This window comes from Neisseria sp. HMSC065D04 (genome assembly GCF_001815675.1).
Lineage (GTDB): Bacteria > Pseudomonadota > Gammaproteobacteria > Burkholderiales > Neisseriaceae > Neisseria.
Window position 1 is genome coordinate 1 of record NZ_KV821487.1, and the last position, 302, is coordinate 302.

A 302-nucleotide genomic window follows, 5' to 3' on the forward strand; every position below is an offset into this window, starting at 1 on the left:
ATGAGGTCGGTATCTTATCGTCCTTATGGCGGGCGTTCAAACAATATCTGAATATTTCCCAGTTTACTATTTCTTGATGTATTGAATTCGCAACAGGCACGCCTGCACCCGATTCAAGCGGTGTGGGCGCACGAAGCCTGCCTGCGGGAACGGCTTTTGTCATTCGCGGTGGTAGGGATGGTTGTGGAGGATGGAGACGGCGCGGTAGAGCTGTTCGGTCAGCAGAACGCGCACCATACCGTGCGGGAGGGTGAGGACGGTGATGTTTATGGGTTTCCTTGGTCGGATGGGGTCGTCTGAAA

Annotated in this window: 1 protein-coding gene; it reads right to left on the reverse strand. The window is 54.0% G+C overall.

The genetic code is table 11. From position 1 onward, the window contains the following. Nucleotides 1-159: 159 nt before the first annotated feature. Nucleotides 160-302 (reverse strand): 23S rRNA (pseudouridine(1915)-N(3))-methyltransferase RlmH (locus HMPREF3050_RS02190; protein ID WP_210399906.1); only part of this gene is annotated, 143 nt, incomplete at its 5' end.